Consider the following 14356-nt stretch of genomic DNA (forward strand, 5'->3'; position numbering starts at 1 on the left):
CCTTGCCTGTCTTGGTTAACTCCCGTTGGCAATGCAGGCAAGTAATGAACAATGTGGCACGCGTACCTTCCATGGCCGCTTCTGGCGAGATCGATATTTTCAGAGTTTTCCGTACCATTTGGCGCCGGCGCTTCTTTATTATCTCCGTTGGTGGCGCCTGTGCGTTCTTCGGTGCCGCTATTGCGTACTCAATTACACCAGTCTACGAGACGTCCACAACTTTAAAGCCTGTAGCTCTGAACCAGTTGGATGAGTTGAATCGTTCAAAGATCTACTCATTACCGCCAAGAGAAGCACTCAAGCGCGTAGGTGCGACGCTAGACTCTTATAATGCACGACTAGACTTTTTCCGTTCAAGGCCAGACCTAGTTGATGCTTTTCAGGTTGAAGGCCAAAGTGTTGAACAGGCATTTGAAGACTTTAACAGTAGCGCACTTAGCGTAGTTCAGGCTGACCCGAAGAGAACCGATTTGCTGAGCGACTTTATTGGTTTGAAAATGCGCTATGACAAGGGCATTGACGGTGCGGGGATTCTTAACGACTTCGTTGATTTTGCGGTCGAGCGGGAGCGTGCTCAGCTGTCCAGGGATATGCAGATCATTGTGGCTAATCGGCTGAATGAAGTGAATGCTGAATTGAGCTCTGCGATGATGGAGTATCAAGCTGGAAACGAAGGTCGCATCGCACGGCTTGAAGAAGCTGATGCTATCAAGCGTGCGCAGTTGAATGATGAATTGAAGGCACTACGTGTCCAGCTTAAGCTAAGACGCGAGGCACGAGTTGCAGAGCTTGACGAGGCAATCGGTGTCGCTCGAAGCCTGGGTTTGAAGAAGCCCTCTACCCCCTCGTTGATGGCTGATGAAGCTATGGCAGGGGGCAATGTCATTCGAACTGAGGTTAACGGCAGGCCGGTGCCACTTTACTTTATGGGTACCGAGGTGCTCGAGGCGGAACGCCTTGCCTTGAGCAAGCGTACCTCCGACGACTTCGTCGAGCCGAGAATCGGGCAAATCCGCAAAGAACTGATCCTACTCACGACCAACCGCAATGTTCAGGCGATTAGGAGCCGGGATAACGAACAGGCCTTTCTGGAAGGCATTGAAGCCCTGCGTGTGGAACGTGCGCGCTTGCAGTCCGTTGATACCGAGTTGCAAGGCTTGCGCTTAGTCAGTATTGATCAGCGTGCAGTAGCATCAGGTCAGCCAGTCAAGCCTCGTAGATCTATAATTATTCTGTTAGCACTAATCGGTGGCACACTGATTGGTGCAGTTATTGCTCTGTTGCGTAGTGCTTTCAAAGATCACTTACGACAACTACGAGTGCTTGAAGGTTCTGTCCAGCGGGTTTCCGAAACTCGGTTATCCTCAATGAGTACGCTTGAAGATAAAGGTTTAAAGCAGATTTGTGATAGTTGCCAAGCTTGTTTGTCTGGTGTTGCGCAGAGTTAATGGATGGTGCTAGGTGTTATATGTGGTAAATACATAATGTCAGCAGCTGCAGATTATAAAATGACAGTGATAAAATTCGAAGGAGAGCTTGCCTTGAGTATGCCTGAGTTGTCTGGAGGTTCTATATCGATATTGTTTCGTGAGGCTGCCATTAATTTCGATAGTCAAGATATTGTGAGTGGCGCGTGTTAAGGTTTTTTGCGAGGGTCAAAGGGAAGCAGGGGCAGTTTGCCCGAAATGTGTTGACTTTGATGACCGGCACAACAATTGCGCAGGCCATACCTCTTGCGGCTATGCCGATCTTAACGCGCCTATATGAGCCGGAAGATTTCGGGGTTTTGGCCCTTTATATGTCGGTAGCAGCTATGATATCTGTTGTGGCAACAGCACGCTACGAATTAGCAGTGATGCTTCCAGAGAAGAATGATGATGCTGCCAGTCTTGTTGTACTGGCGATTAGTATCGCAGCAGTGATAAGTTTTGTATTGTTTATATTGGTTTTGGCCTTTAACGAGCCTATTCAAGGTTTTTTTGGGGTCCCAGCGATTGGCCCCTGGTTGTACTTATTGCCGGTTAGTGTATTTGTCGCAGGTCTATGGCAATCGTTGAATTACTGGAATAATCGCGCCGCTAATTTTAGACGGTTGGCGGTTAGTCGAATGGTGCAAGGGGGGGGGATGACGTCTGCTCAACTTGGATTGAGCAGTATGGCTGGCGGAGGGTTAATCCTAGGTTATATTGTCGGGCAGGCGGTAGCTGCGTCTGTATTTCTTAGCAAAATATGGCGAGAAGATCGATCCATCTTGCATGCTGTAACTTTAGATAAAATCAGAAAAAATGCTAAAGAATATATAAAATTTCCAAAGTATTCATGCGCTGGGGCGTTGCTCGATAATGCGGCGATTCAGATGCCTGTTCTGATCTTGAGTAAATTTAATACGGCTCACGTTGTAGGTGTTTTTAGTCTGATGTTTAGAGCGCTAAATTTACCTATGAGTTTGATTTCGGCTGCCTTGTCACAGGTTTTGTTTCAGAAGTTGGTCGGCCTGCATCGCGAAGCGCCCGAGCGACTATTTGGTTTCGTATTAAAGGTATTCATAGTACTGCTGATGCTCATGGTGCCTCTGGTGCTGGTTGTCTGGTTCTTAGGGCCGGAACTCTTCAGTTTCGTCTTTGGCGAGGCATGGCGCGATGCCGGCGGTTATGCCGCAATATTAATTTTTGCAGTAGCGATACGTTTTGCGGTAAGTCCACTAAGCATGGTGCTCGCAATGGAGCACAATGTAAGAATGGGTACCCTGTGGCAATGTATCTATTTTGTGACAATTATTTCGACTTTGTATATTTTTAAAGGGGCAGAGCTTGGTACATTTATCCTTGCGTTCACTGTTCATGAAATAATCTTATATTTTCTGTATTTTTGTTTTATTCTTTTGGGTACAAAACAACATAGTTTTAGGTAGGGTTTATGTGCGGAATTCTAGGTGGGGTTTGGAAGCAAGTAGACTCATCGCTTGAGTCACGGGTTAAATCGGCGCTAGCTACAATTCGGCACCGCGGGCCAAATGACTCAGGGTACGAAGTTGAAACTATAAATGATAGTTGCGTTGTGCTTGGTCATACGCGTCTATCTGTTATAGATCTCTCAGAGGCAGGGCATCAGCCCATGTACTCACAAGATCGTCGTTACTCCATGGTTTTCAATGGGGAAATTTATAATTACAAAGAGTTGCGTAGCGAATTGGAGTCCTTCGGGTACTTGTTTGTTTCCGACTCTGATACTGAGGTTCTTCTAGTTGCGTGGCAACACTGGCAGGAGGCGAGTTTAAAGCGATTTGTCGGGATGTTTGCGTTTGCAATATATGACCATTGGAACTCGACTATACACTGTGCGCGAGATGCATTTGGTATAAAGCCATTCTTTTATTCAATTGAAAAAAGTGGTTTGTGTTTTGCATCCGAGTTATCTGCTGTTAAAGAGCTGAAAGGTGGTCGTGCCGAGTTAAATTGGCAGCGCGCTTATGATTATCTGACTCATGGCGATTACGATACTAATGATCAGACTTTCTTCAAGGATGTTTTTCATCTTCCCCCAGGGCATATCGCATCCTTTGATATTAATAACTGTAAACTATTGCAGCTTAGGCGCTGGTACACACCCACCTTGCAAGAGCGCAATGACTTAAGCTTTGCAGCTGCGGCAGACGAATTGCGTGAGCGCTTTTTGGACAGTATTCGGCTACACCTTCGCAGCGATGTACCGTTAGGTGCTGCCTTGTCGGGGGGGCTTGATTCCTCCGCTGTTGTTTGCGCAATGCGTTATATCGACCCTAAAATGCCTATCCATACCTTTAGCTATATCGCTCAGGGTAGTACTGTTTCTGAAGAGTATTGGGCAGACCAGATAAATGAGTATGTTGGGGCTCATGCAAACAAAGTAATTGTTTCTCCGACAGACTTGATTCGAGACTTAGATGATCTGATAAAGGTTCAAGGTGAGCCTTTTGGTAGTACTAGTATTTATGCGCAATACCGAGTCTACCAGTTAGCGAGGGACTGTGGCGTCACCGTCACTCTAGATGGCCAAGGCGCGGATGAGATGCTAGCCGGCTATACAGGTTACCCAGGTCAGCGAATTCGGAGCATGGTGGAACGAGGGGAATACGCGCGTGCAGTAAACTTCCTTAACAAATGGACCAAATGGCCGGGGCGTAGTCTTACATGGGCCGTTGGTTCGGCACTAGGGCAGTTTACCTCGGGACGAGTTAACGACTTTTTGAGGGCGCTTGATGGTAGACAAAATGTCCCGTCCTGGATTGATGGAGGAGTTTTAGCGGATGGCGGTGTTCGCTGCGAGAATACACGCCGGCACTGTGATATTCAGTTGCAGGGGCGCCGATTGACCTCTGAGTTGGCGACTTCTCTTCATTACCGAGGATTGCAGCATCTACTTAGGCATGGTGATCGAAACTCAATGCGTTTCTCTATTGAAAGCCGAGTCCCTTTCCTTACCACTGGATTAACAGAGTTTCTTTTATCGCTGCCTGAGCATTATCTAATTTCTGATAGTGGTGAAACCAAACACATATTCCGTGCCGCAATGCGCGGTATTGTACCCGACCAATCGCTTGATCGGCGTGACAAAATCGGTTTTCAAACTCCTGAAAAAGATCTGTTGCTCAGTAACGCTCCAGTAATTCGTAAGTGGCTGGAGGTGGATCTAGAACTACCATTTATTAGAGGTGATCAAATCCTGAGTAGTTTTGACAGAGCTATTAATGGTAAGGCAAAATTTAGTGCGGAAGTCTGGAGATGGATTAACTTTTATCGATGGTATCAAGCTGTTCTAGCGTAGGTTTTGGGATGGTCTGCCATTGGGCTTATGCAGTGGCTCGGTTTTGGTTGGTGGCATATGCGATCGGTGGGTTTAAAGTTGAGCGCGAATAGAACTATATTTTATACGGCGCTTATTGCATTTAGGGCGGTGCTTGACTTGTCCTATGCTAATATCATATCTGAGTTTTTTGTTTCTGAGGGGTTTAGTTCAAGCATAGATTTCTCTCAATATGTTATTTCATGGGTTGTATATTTAATTAGTTTTGCTTGTGCGGTAGATCGCGTAAGGAAAGTCAGCCATTATTTTTTTGCTATGGCGATTTTATCTATTGTTGCGCCATTGACATCTCTTTACGGATTGGATTCTAACAAGCCATTGTTTCCGGTATTAGTAACTATCGCAGCATTGTATGTAATCTATTTTATGTCCCGGGTCAATGTGTTGAGTGTTAAGAACTTGCCAGTATTAACTGGTGGTAGGGCATTGGCAATTGTAGTTTCGCTCGCTTTTGTTCTGTTCTTAATTGTTTGGTTTGCGATGTCGGGCGCTCGGCCGAATTTGGATTTGGCGGAGGTGTATCAATACCGAGAAGCGAATAGTGAATTAACTGGGGGTGGGATTTTAGCATACACCAATAACTGGACCTATCAAGTTTTTTCTATTTACCTCATAAGTTTCGCTTTGATGTATAAGCGTTATTTCCTTGTGGTACTGTTATTGCTCGCGCAGGTTTATTTTTTTTCAATCGCTTCTCATAAGTCAATACTGTTTATCCCGCTATTGGTGTTTGGCTCGTGGATGTATTTCCGATATTCCAATTCGTTGATATTGCTGCCAGTAGCTTATATAGTCGTGATAGGTTGTACACTCCTTAGTTTTTATCTCTTCGGGGATATAGTTTTGAGTTCAATGTTTTCGCGACGAGTTTTTTTTGTGCCTGCAAATTTGTGCTTTGTTTACTTCGATTTTTTTAGTAGTCATCCACAGGTTTACTGGTCGAATTCTGTGCTTTCAAGTTTATCGGCTTATCCCTATGGGGAGCTTGGTGTTCCATACGTGGTAGGGGAGTATTTAAATCGCCCTGGCCTGGGTGCTAATAATGGATTCGTTTCTAGCGGGTTTGCCCATGCCGGCTTACTTGGTGTGTTTTTTTATGCAGTGATTATTGGGTTTATTTTGAGACTAATCAACGATATGGCAAGTGAAAGTATGCCGATTTGGATTGCGGTAGCCATATCCGTAGTTCCGTTACGGAGTGTTTTGGTCTCGTCAGATTTATTTACTGTCATGCTGACTCATGGTTTTGGTATGGCAATAATTCTTATCTATCTCTCTCGTGTGTCCCGTTCCAAAACAATCCAGATTAGCGTTGCACATGATAAGCAATGAGGAAGTCATGAAGATTGCACATTTGACATCTGTCCATCCTAGGTATGATGTTCGTATATTTTACAAAGAATGTCGTTCGTTGGTCCGTGTCGGTCATGAAGTTCATCTAGTTGTTGCTGACGGGAAGGGAAGTGAAATTAAAGAAGGTGTGTGCTTTCATGACGTAGGTTGCAGCCGAGGGCGTTTGGCTCGGATGTTAAGGACGCCTAGTAAGATTTACAAGGAAGCAGTAAAAGTTAATGCTGATATTTATCACATTCATGACCCTGAGCTTCTTCCCGTAGGATACAAGCTAAAAAGGAATGGTAAAAAGGTGGTCTTCGATTCGCACGAGGACGTACCAATGCAAATTCTGGGTAAACCCTATTTAAATAAACCTAGTAAGTGGTTAATTTCAAAGTTGTTTTCTGCGTACGAGTCCTGGGTTTGCTCTCGGTTGGATGCGGTTGTTGCTGCTACCCCGCACATACGTGATAAATTTATCTCGATTAATCCAGCAAGTGTTGCAGTTAACAATTTTCCTATGCTGGACGAACTGGCGATTATCGACGCTTCGTGGCCTGAAAAAAAAGACCAGGTTTGCTACATCGGCAGCGTTGATAAAATTCGCGGTGTCGTGGAGGTTGTCGAAGCGATCCAGTACGTCAGTGGTACAACAACATTGGCATTTGCGGGGGCATTAAAAAATGATGCTTTGGCACAAACACTAGAGAATTCTAAGGGGTGGGTGCGTACTAAGCCTTTAGGGTATTTGGATCGTGATGGGGTTAAAGCGACGCTTAAAGAGTCTAGGGGTGGGTTGGTCACTTTGCATCCTGCTCCTAACTACCTTGAGGCTCTACCAGTAAAGATGTTTGAATATATGGCTGCAGGGTTGCCGGTTGTAGCCTCAGACTTTCCACTCTGGCGAAACATCGTAGAGGAAAGTAAGTGTGGGATTTGTGTGAATCCGCTTAATCCCGAAGATATCGCACGGGCTATAGATTATCTAATCCAAAACCCTTCTGTGGCCGAAGAAATGGGGCGTAATGGTCGTCAAGCTGTAGAGGAGAAATATAACTGGCTGAATGAAGAGCGTACGCTAGTTGAGCTATACCAAAAGATGGTTTAAAAATCTATTAAGGCGTATATAGTATGCTTAATCTATTTCGAGTTGTCTGTAATGCTTGCTCGTCGTTTGCGCTTGTCTAAAAAACAGAGTTCGGCTAGTATTAAGCAGAGGACCTGCTTTGGTGGATTATGATTAAGCAGGCACGAATGTAACAAGATGTGTTGCTGGCCAATTTTATATGATAAGCATTTATATTATTGGCTGTTGGCTATGGTAGCGGCGGTGGTGAGCGGGGTGTTATGAAAGTTACAGTATTTGGTACTGGTTATGTAGGGTTGGTTCAGGGGGCGGTTTTGGCCGATGTTGGTCATGAAGTTGTGTGTCTTGATATTGATAAAGCTAAGGTAGAAATGCTTTCTCAAGGCCGGATACCTATTTACGAGCCTGGGTTGGAGACTATAGTTAAAACTAATCTGGAAAGCGGTAACATCCAGTTCACTACTGATTATAAAACAGCAATTAGTCACGGTGATGTCTTGTTCATTGCCGTAGGTACACCTCCGGATGAAAATGGCTCCGCAGATCTGAAATATGTTTTAGATGTTGCGACTTCCATTGCTCAGCAGATCGAAAGCTATAAAGTCGTAATTAATAAATCAACGGTACCTGTTGGTACTGCAGATAAAGTTAAAGCAAGAATTGATGAGGTTTTGGCCCAGCGGTCAAAATCCGTTCCGTATGATGTCGTATCGAATCCGGAATTTTTAAAGGAAGGATCTGCTGTCAATGACTGTTTGAGGCCTGACCGAATTATCGTTGGCACAGACAGTGAGCGAGCCGAGCATATAATGCGGGAGCTTTACGCACCGTTTAACAGAAATCATGAAAAAATTATTGTAATGGATGCGCGCAGTGCAGAGCTTACTAAGTACGCTGCTAACTGTATACTCGCGACGAAAATCAGCTTTATCAATGAAATTGCTAGCCTGGCAGACAAGCTTGGTGCTGATGTGGAAAAGGTTCGTAATGGTATAGGTAGCGATCCGCGCATCGGCTATGAGTTCATCTATCCAGGCGTGGGCTATGGCGGATCCTGTTTCCCTAAAGATGTGCAAGCGTTGATCAAAACGGCTGACGACATTGGGTTCGATGCGATGGTGTTGAAGGCTGTTGAAGCGCGTAATCAGATCCAAAAAACAGTTATTTTTGATAAAATCTCAGACTATTTTTCCGGGGATTTGAAGGGGCGGGTCTTTGCGCTTTGGGGACTGAGCTTTAAGCCAAACACCGATGACATGCGTGAAGCTCCGAGTCGTGTTCTTATGGAGGCTTTGTGGGAGGCAGGCGCTATTGTTCAGGCCTATGATCCCGCGGCAATGGATGAGACTCGTCGAATTTACCCAGATGCGGATTCGCTAAAACTCTGCACAACAAAGGAATTAGCGCTCGAAGGTGCCGAGGCCCTCGTTGTTATCACTGAGTGGAAAAGTTTCCGCGCACCGAATTTTGATCTAATTAAGGCTAGTCTTCGGAATCCGTTAATTTTTGATGGTCGTAATATTTATGATCCAGCTTCCGTTGTTAGGGAAGGGTTTGAATATTTCTCCATTGGGCGCCCATAAGTATTTCGATTTAAGGTGAAACAACATGGTTAAGTTTGCATTAGTTGGATGTGGTCGTATCGCGAAGCGTCATGCTGAACTGCTTGGTGGGGGAGTCATTGGGCAGGGGGAGTTAGTAGCTGTTTGTGATAGTGATCTGCAGAAAGCGAAAGTATATGGGGAAAAATACGAGGTTCCCTATTTCGCAGATATGCATGAGATGATGAGGTCGGTTGAGATTGATGTTGTTTCTGTCTTGACGGAAAGTGGAAATCACGCAAAAAATGTTATTGCTCTCAGTGAGTATGGTAAGCATATAGTAGTGGAAAAGCCAATGGCTTTGACGCTTGCAGATGCAGATGCAATGATTTCTGCCTGTGAAGAGGCGGGTGTAAAGCTGTTTGTCGTGAAACAAAATCGCTTCAACGTTCCAGTTGTAAAACTCCGTGAAGCACTAGAGCAAGGACGTTTTGGTAAGTTAGTACTAGGAACTGTGCGTGTGCGTTGGTGCCGACCTCAAGCTTACTATAACCAGGATAGTTGGCGTGGAACTTGGGCAATGGATGGTGGAGTTCTTACTAACCAAGCTAGCCATCATGTCGACTTACTTGAGTGGATGATGGGTGAAGTCGAATCTGTCTATGCGATGGCGAATACAGCATTAGTCGATATTGAGGCAGAGGATACGGCTGTTGTAACACTGCGCTTTAAGAGTGGCGCACTTGGCGTTATTGAGGCTACTACCGCTACTCGTCCCAGGGATCTTGAGGGGTCGCTGTCTATTGTGGGTGAGCACGGTGCAGTTGAGGTAGGCGGGATTGCTGTTAATGAGATGAAAGCATGGCGCTTCGCTGAAGAAACAGAAGATGATCAGCAAGTCATGGACCGTTATTCTGTAAACCCGCCCAATGTTTACGGGTTTGGTCATCAGGCATACTATGAGCATGTTGTCGATGTTATTAAAAACGACAAGCCTCAGTTGGTAGACGGTAACGGAGCACGCAAGAGTCTTGCGCTCATCGTTGCGATTTACGAGTCAATCGAAACTGGCAAAGAAGTATTCCTGAGCAAGTCGACAGGCAAGTGTCGGTTGGGTGCATAAATGAACAATCCGATAGAGAAGTTTTCTGCCGTTCGTGACGTAGAATTCGGTCATGATGTTACTGTAGTACAGCCTGTGAATATCTATGGCTGCAGCATTGGTAGCAACACTTTTGTAGGGCCTTTTGTTGAAATCCAGAAAAGTGTCGTGATAGGCCAGCGCTGCAAAATTCAGTCACATAGCTTTATCTGCGAGTTGGTCAGTATCGGCGATGATTGTTTTATCGGCCATGGAGTAATGTTTGTTAACGATCTATTTTCCGCGGGCGGTCCGGCTCGAGGGGATAAAACGCTCTGGAAAGAAACGCTGATTGGTGACAATGTATCTATAGGAAGTAATGCAACTATATTGCCAGTCAGTATCTGTTCCAATGTCGTGATCGGCGCGGGTGCAGTAGTAACAAAAAATATCGAAAAGCCAGGTGTCTATGCTGGCAACCCTGCTAAGAAAATTAGGTGAGATCAATGGTAAAGTTTTTGGATCTGCACTCGCAATACCTTTCTATTCGCGAAGATATTGATGCTGCAATCGCTGGAGTACTTGCTAACTCAAGTTTCATTGGCGGGCAAGGAGTGGCCGCTTTCGAGCAGGAGTTTGCGAGTTATTGTGATGCAAAGTTCTGCCTCGGTGTAGGTAACGGGACCGATGCACTTGAAATTGCTTTAGAGGCTCTTGCATTACCTGCTGGTAGCGAAGTGCTCGTGCCTGGTAATAGCTTCATCGCGAGTTCTGAAGCCGTGACTCGTTGTGGACATAAAGTAGTGTTTGTAGATAATCACGAAGCGAGCTATGTTCTTGATATTGAGGACGTCCTTCGGAAAATTACGCCGAACACAAAGGCTATCATTGCTGTACACCTCTACGGTCACCCTTGTGACATGAAACGTCTTAAGGAAATAACGGCGGAAAAGGGCATCTTCATCATAGAGGATTGTGCTCAGGCACATGGCGCTGAATTTGAGGGTAAGCGAGTCGGTGGACTTGGTGATATTGCCGCTTTCAGTTTTTATCCAGGTAAAAACCTCGGAGCCTACGGTGATGGCGGTGCTATTGTAACTAACAATGAAGCGCTAGCCATTAAGTGTCGTCAGATTGCAAATCATGGCCGTATTGCTAAGTACGATCACGCTTTCGAAGGGCGTAACTCACGCTTAGACGGACTTCAAGCCGCAATTTTGAGTGTTAAGCTTAAGCATCTCAATGCTTGGACCTCTAAGCGTATAGATATCGCTGATCGTTATATGCAAGCGCTTTCGGGTATAGCAGGATTAACGCTTCCTGTCCGTCAAGACTGGGCTAAGCAGGTATATCATCTCTTTGTAGTCCGCACGCAGCAGCGTGACGAACTGAAGGCGTTCTTGGAAAGGGCTGGGATTGAAACAGGTGTTCATTACCCTAAAGCTTTGCCCAAACTTCAGGCGTATAGTTATTTGGAACAGGTAGATAGCACAGCAAACTATTATGCTCAAGATAGCACCCTGCTGAGTCTTCCGATTGGCGAGCATCTATCTTTCGAGCAGGTAGATGTGGTCATCAGAGCGGTTAGAAGTTTCTTTGATGGCGGAGATGCAGGGAGCGGCATCAACGGTTGAACACTTTTTTTATTGAGTGTTCATGCTGCTCAGTAGTTTTATGACCGACGCTTATGGGGGGAGCCCCATAGGCGTTGTTTGCTTCGTAATGGTTCTTTTTTTATTCTTCTTTGCGTTAAATAATATCGTTTCTTTTCGAAGTCGGGTTTTACAGAGGTTTTTGAGTTTGTTCGTCTTTACTGTCGACGAGTAATTTGATGAAATTGCAATATGTGCGTGACTTTATTGATGCGTTGATTGAGATTATAAAGATAATTCCAGGGTGGCATGATGAATATTTGGTTGATCAAGCTCGAGGAGCCGGTACCGCAAGACGCTGATTACAGGCCTTACCGCATGGGTATGCTCGAGCGCGAATTGGTGGCCAATGGGCATAGCGTTGTAAGATGGTGCTCAGATCTAAATCACTTGACTGGTCTCCATCGTTATGGGGTTACCTGCTCCGTAAAATATTCCGATAGGCAACAGTACGAATTCATAAATAGCGGAGTTAAGTATAAGTCTGCTATTTCAGTAGGTCGTATAATCGACAATTTTTTAATCAAGCTCAAAATTCGAAAACGAGCGAAAGAGCTTAGGGCTCCCGACCTAATTGTTTGTAGTATGCCGACTCCCGCGCTTTGCAAGTTGGCTGCGGTATTGGCGCGTGAGTATGGCATTCCTCTCGTTTTGGATTGTCGTGATTATTGGCCTGAAGTAATATTGGCTGAAGCAAAAGGTTGGAAAGCCCTCGCCGCTAGGTTGCTGGCTTTCAAAATGCGTCGCGATCTTATATTTGCTTGCAAGCAGTCGCATTCCTTTATTGGAATTACTGATTTTTTTACTCGTCATTTATTAAAACATGCCGGTCGTCATCCTACACGCTTTGATGTGGTGTTTCCTTTGGGTTTCGATTCTACGGCGATAATTTGTTCGGAACAAAATCGTCAAGCAGCATTCGGTTTTTGGGCTGCCCATGGGATTGCTTTGGGTAAGGGTCAAAGGGTCGTGTACTTTGCCGGGCGGTTGAATCGTACAGTCTATGACGCCATTGAACCTGTTGTTCAGGCAGCGCAGCAGCTTGCAGAAGTTAATCCAGATATTGTTTTTGTTTTATGCGGGTCTGGAAGCTACCAAGAAGCTATTAAGGAAAGGTTTTCGTGCTTGTCTAATGTTATTCTTCCAGGTGAGGTAGATGCGACGTTTCTCAAGGTGTTGAGGGACTATTCGGTCGCTGCACTGCAACCAATAGATCGGCGGATTGATTATCAGAATTCTTATTCAAATAAATTTTTCGAATACCTGAGCTCCGGGTTGCCAATCTTTTCTTGGCTGGACGGGATTTCAGGTCAAAAGTTGGTGGCCGAAAAGTGTGGCTATATCTATAACAGCTCTGCTGAGTTGATTGAGAAGATGTCTATGTTTTTTGATGATGATGATCTTCAAGTCGAAATGTCTAGTCGCGCTAAGAAGTTGTTTGCTCGAGAGTTTGAAGCCAAGACTGTGTACAGTGGTTATGCCCGTCATTTGGACGCGGTGGTTGAAGAAAGTTTATCCAGAACTTCTAATTGATGTTGTTAGGAAGCATAATGATTAAGCGTATTTTTGATATAGTGGCTTCTTTTTTTGGTATCTTGTTTTTATTGCCAGTATTACTGGTCGTGGCTTGGGCGGTAAAAAGAAAGTTAGGATCTCCAATCTTATTTCGTCAAGTGCGCCCAGGTGCGCGTGGTGTACCTTTCGAAATGATAAAATTCAGAACTATGCTGGACGCTCACGATTCAAAAGGTGAGCCACTTGCAGACGCAGATAGAATGACTGTCTTTGGCAAGTTTCTTCGTTCTACCAGTTTAGATGAACTACCCGAGCTATGGAACGTATTAAAGGGCGAAATGAGTGTTGTTGGGCCGCGTCCTTTGTTGATGGAATATCTTCCTCTTTACAATGAGAGGCAAAATCTACGGCATAAAGTTCGTCCAGGGATAACTGGATGGGCGCAAATTAACGGTCGTAACGCTCTGAGTTGGCAAGAAAAATTTGAACTCGATGCTTGGTATGTTGAAAATCGTACTTTTTTGTTGGACCTTAAAATAATTGCACTGACGATAGTTAAGGTATTTAAAAGAGATGGTGTTTCCGCGAATGGAGAGGTTACCATGCCTAAATTTCAAGGTAACAAAAAATGAGTCGGCTGGCTATACTAGGTGCCAGTGGGCATGGGAAAGTAGTCGCTGATACCGCTGAGCTTTGTGGGTGGTCCGATATTTCATTCTTCGATGACATTTGGCCTAAACGGTTGTCGACCGGTAGTTGGGAAGTTGTCGGTACCGGAGACGATCTTCTCAAGCGATTGAGTGAGTTTGATGGTGTGGTCGTTGCTATCGGGAATAACAAAATACGCGAGCGCAAGATATCTGAGCTTTTTAGTCATAATGCCGCATTGGCCACTCTTATCCATCCATCTGCTAGTGTTAGTCGCTACGCCGATGTTGGAGTGGGTACTGTCATATTTGCTGGTGCGGTATTGCATGCGGGCGCTACAGTGGGGGTCGGCTGTATACTAAATACGGGCTGCAGTGTTGATCACGACTGCTGTCTTGCTAACGCAGTTCATATCAGCCCTGGTGCTCGACTTGCTGGCGATGTGAGAGTTGGAGCTCGCTCATGGGTGGGCATAGGTTCTAGCGTCAGGCAAATGATTACTTTGGGCGAGGACGTCGTTGTCGGCGTCGGTGCGGCCGTTGTCGCTGATGTTATGGCGGGGATTACAGTCATCGGCGTACCCGCTCGTCCACTAAATTAGTCCCACAAATCTCTGCGTGTGGTTGTAGACTGTGTCATAACCCCTTCGCGCTCT

Annotated in this window: 12 protein-coding genes; all 12 read left to right on the forward strand. The window is 45.3% G+C overall.

Going from position 1 to position 14356, the window contains the following annotated elements; all coding sequences use genetic code 11:
- Positions 1-44 precede the first annotated feature (44 nt).
- The 12 genes from EGJ09_RS16010 to EGJ09_RS16065 all read left to right on the forward strand — a co-directional run bounded on the left by EGJ09_RS16010 (position 45) and on the right by EGJ09_RS16065 (position 14302).
- The gene (locus EGJ09_RS16010) at positions 45-1448 is read left to right on the forward strand and encodes a Wzz/FepE/Etk N-terminal domain-containing protein (protein WP_239539362.1); all 1404 of its coding nucleotides are present in this window, start codon (positions 45-47) and stop codon (positions 1446-1448) included.
- A gap of 239 nt (positions 1449-1687) precedes the next feature.
- Positions 1688-2911: a lipopolysaccharide biosynthesis protein gene (locus EGJ09_RS16015; protein ID WP_256658441.1), complete on the forward strand. Its 1224-nt coding sequence runs from the start codon at positions 1688-1690 to the stop codon at positions 2909-2911.
- 5 nt (positions 2912-2916) lie between these two features.
- Positions 2917-4803, forward strand: coding sequence for an asparagine synthase (glutamine-hydrolyzing) (asnB, locus tag EGJ09_RS16020; RefSeq protein ID WP_125924332.1), 1887 nt, complete (start codon positions 2917-2919; stop codon positions 4801-4803).
- 138 nt (positions 4804-4941) lie between these two features.
- Positions 4942-6174, forward strand: a complete 1233-nt coding sequence (locus EGJ09_RS16025; protein ID WP_125924333.1) for a hypothetical protein — start codon at positions 4942-4944, stop codon at positions 6172-6174.
- Positions 6175-6181: 7 nt separating this feature from the next.
- On the forward strand, positions 6182-7285 hold the full coding sequence (locus EGJ09_RS16030) for a glycosyltransferase family 4 protein (protein ID WP_125924334.1): 1104 nt from the start codon (positions 6182-6184) through the stop codon (positions 7283-7285).
- 239 nt (positions 7286-7524) lie between these two features.
- A complete protein-coding gene (locus EGJ09_RS16035) occupies positions 7525-8847 on the forward strand; it encodes a UDP-glucose/GDP-mannose dehydrogenase family protein (protein WP_125924335.1) in 1323 nt (440 codons plus the stop codon).
- Between the two features lie 25 nt (positions 8848-8872).
- Positions 8873-9928, forward strand: coding sequence for a Gfo/Idh/MocA family protein (locus EGJ09_RS16040; protein ID WP_125924336.1), 1056 nt, complete (start codon positions 8873-8875; stop codon positions 9926-9928).
- Entirely contained in the window at positions 9929-10387 is a 459-nt protein-coding gene (locus EGJ09_RS16045) for an acyltransferase (protein ID WP_125924337.1), read from the forward strand.
- Between the two features lie 5 nt (positions 10388-10392).
- Positions 10393-11520 (forward strand): DegT/DnrJ/EryC1/StrS aminotransferase family protein, encoded by a 1128-nt coding sequence (locus EGJ09_RS16050; RefSeq protein ID WP_125924338.1) that lies wholly within the window; start codon positions 10393-10395, stop codon positions 11518-11520.
- 270 nt (positions 11521-11790) lie between these two features.
- Positions 11791-13071 (forward strand): glycosyltransferase, encoded by a 1281-nt coding sequence (locus EGJ09_RS16055; RefSeq protein WP_158621138.1) that lies wholly within the window; start codon positions 11791-11793, stop codon positions 13069-13071.
- A gap of 17 nt (positions 13072-13088) precedes the next feature.
- Positions 13089-13685, forward strand: coding sequence for a sugar transferase (locus EGJ09_RS16060; protein ID WP_125924340.1), 597 nt, complete (start codon positions 13089-13091; stop codon positions 13683-13685).
- A complete protein-coding gene (locus EGJ09_RS16065; RefSeq protein WP_125924341.1) occupies positions 13682-14302 on the forward strand; it encodes an acetyltransferase in 621 nt (206 codons plus the stop codon). Before EGJ09_RS16060 ends, EGJ09_RS16065 begins: the two co-directional genes overlap by 4 nt.
- The last annotated feature ends 54 nt before the right edge of the window (positions 14303-14356 follow it).

The organism is Pseudomonas sp. p106, assembly GCF_003936645.1.
Taxonomy (GTDB): Bacteria; Pseudomonadota; Gammaproteobacteria; order Pseudomonadales; family Pseudomonadaceae; genus Aquipseudomonas; species Aquipseudomonas putida_E.

Coding starts and splice junctions, on each gene's coding strand:
- EGJ09_RS16040 (WP_125924336.1), top strand. CDS start 8,873: ATGGTTAAGTTTGCATTAGTTGGATGTGGTCGTATCGCGAAGCGTCAT.
- EGJ09_RS16030 (WP_125924334.1), top strand. CDS start 6,182: ATGAAGATTGCACATTTGACATCTGTCCATCCTAGGTATGATGTTCGT.
- EGJ09_RS16050 (WP_125924338.1), top strand. CDS start 10,393: ATGGTAAAGTTTTTGGATCTGCACTCGCAATACCTTTCTATTCGCGAA.
- EGJ09_RS16010 (WP_239539362.1), top strand. CDS start 45: ATGAACAATGTGGCACGCGTACCTTCCATGGCCGCTTCTGGCGAGATC.
- EGJ09_RS16035 (WP_125924335.1), top strand. CDS start 7,525: ATGAAAGTTACAGTATTTGGTACTGGTTATGTAGGGTTGGTTCAGGGG.
- EGJ09_RS16055 (WP_158621138.1), top strand. CDS start 11,791: ATGAATATTTGGTTGATCAAGCTCGAGGAGCCGGTACCGCAAGACGCT.
- EGJ09_RS16065 (WP_125924341.1), top strand. CDS start 13,682: ATGAGTCGGCTGGCTATACTAGGTGCCAGTGGGCATGGGAAAGTAGTC.
- EGJ09_RS16045 (WP_125924337.1), top strand. CDS start 9,929: ATGAACAATCCGATAGAGAAGTTTTCTGCCGTTCGTGACGTAGAATTC.
- EGJ09_RS16060 (WP_125924340.1), top strand. CDS start 13,089: ATGATTAAGCGTATTTTTGATATAGTGGCTTCTTTTTTTGGTATCTTG.
- asnB (WP_125924332.1), top strand. CDS start 2,917: ATGTGCGGAATTCTAGGTGGGGTTTGGAAGCAAGTAGACTCATCGCTT.